At 59.9% G+C, this 1,813-nt stretch carries 1 pseudogene; it reads right to left on the bottom strand.

The window, feature by feature from the left end:
- Positions 1-977, bottom strand: a pseudogene (locus EOA22_RS32185) (protein adenylyltransferase SelO family protein); the annotation flags it as partial.
- Positions 978-1,813 lie beyond the last annotated feature (836 nt).

Genomic DNA, 1,813 nt, shown 5'->3' with positions numbered 1-1,813 from the left:
GGAAAGACCCAAGCACCTCTTCGGCTTCAGAGACGGCTTCACTCTCGTCCGTGCTCATGAGCGGCAGCAGAGTCTCGGCAAAGCGTGCAAGATTCCATGTCGCCACATGAGGCTGGTTGGCATAGGCATAGCGGCCGACACGGTCGATCGAACTGAACACCGCGCTCGGGTCATAGGCGTCCATGAAGGCGCATGGGCCATAGTCGATCGTCTCGCCCGAGATCGTCATGTTGTCGGTGTTCATGACGCCATGGATGAAGCCGACCAGCATCCAGCGCGCCACCAGATCGGCCTGTGCAGCGACAACGGCCTCAAGCAAAGCGCGGTACGGCCGCGCTTGCCCGACCAGCTGCGGGAAATGGCGTTCAATGGCATAGTCGGCGAGGATCTTGAGGCCTCCGGTATCGTGGCGCGCAGCGAAATATTGGAAGGTGCCTATCCGGATATGGCTGGCCGCCACTCTTGTAAGGACAGCGCCGGGCAGCCGGACCTCGCGATATACCGGGTCCCCGGTGAGCACAGCCGCCAAGGCTCGAGTCGTCGGAATGCCCAGCGGCCATTGCTTCGCTGACGACATACTCGCGCAGAACCGGGCCGACGGCTGCGCGGCCGTCGCCATTGCGCGAGAACCGCGTCGGTCCCGATCCCTTCAACTGGATGTCACGGCGAATGTCGTTAACGTCCACCACCTCGCCAAGCAGCAGAGCGCGCCCGTCGCCGAGCTGAGGCACGAAGTTTCCGAACTGGTGACCTGCATAGGCCAGGGCGATTGCCTGCAAGCCTTCCGGAAATCTATGGCCAGAGAGCATATCCAATCCATCCGGGCTGGTAAGCTGGTCGGCATCGAGCCCGAGTTCCTCCGCAAGTGGCCGGTTGAATCGGATCAGCCGGGGTTCGGACACCGGCTTCGGATCCGTGTGCGCGAAGAAGCGCTCGGGCAATTGCGCATAGCTGTTGTTGAGGGCGAGAAGCCGCATCTGAATGCCCTGGGTTTATTCGGCGGTCGCAGGTGCCGTCATGAAATCTGGCTCTGACGGAAGGACCCAACAGCTCCCGTCTCGAGGAGACTGTCTTCACTTGTCATATAGGACACAATCTCGCTGGTACCATTCGGATCGATCAGGCCGGCACCGGATAAGCTTTGAACTACCCGCCTACGTCGCGTTTCGGGGCTACCGTGCGACGAAAGGCGACAGGCAAGCTGACCCCTTCTGCTGTCTCGACCACAGAAGGCCTTGTGGATCCATTGTCCATGACGACGATCTTGTCGGGTCACCCTCATGGCCGTACTAGGCCGCAGGCGAAGGAAAAACTGTCGAGACTACGTTGCAGCTGGGGCGCCTCCCGAATGGCGCGGACGTCAGTTTTATGATGATGTCCCCGACGGTACGCTGGCCGCAACCCATACGCTCGCCGGGCGGATCCGTACGGGCATGTCATCAGGCGAGATCAAAGAAGATAAGGTCGCGTTCCCGCGTTTTTGATCCAAGCGATCGCGCGCCATTGGACACAATCACCCTAAGGGGGTCCTTCAAATGCCATCCTTGGCGTCATAGCCGCTACGTTCGAGGAGAGCATGGCGGGCCCGAACCGAAGCCTTCCCTGGTGGAAGGCCCTCCGGGCCCACCATTGGCTTTTGATGCCGTTGATTTAATTGGGTTTTTTGTACTTTTTTGTCCCACCCTCTTCCACCCCCTCCAAAAGTGGGACATTTTCGTTCTCGTTTCGATCGAATATCAGAAGCGTCCGGGCAGACTGCGCCACTATCCGGCGGCGTGCCTTGCGGATGTAATGATCGGGCTGCTGATACGCT

The organism is Mesorhizobium sp. M7A.F.Ca.US.014.04.1.1, from assembly GCF_003998745.1.
Classification (GTDB): domain Bacteria; phylum Pseudomonadota; class Alphaproteobacteria; order Rhizobiales; family Rhizobiaceae; genus Mesorhizobium; species Mesorhizobium ciceri.
Note: the sequence above shows the minus strand (reverse complement) of the source record. Positions and strands in the feature narration are given on the sequence as shown.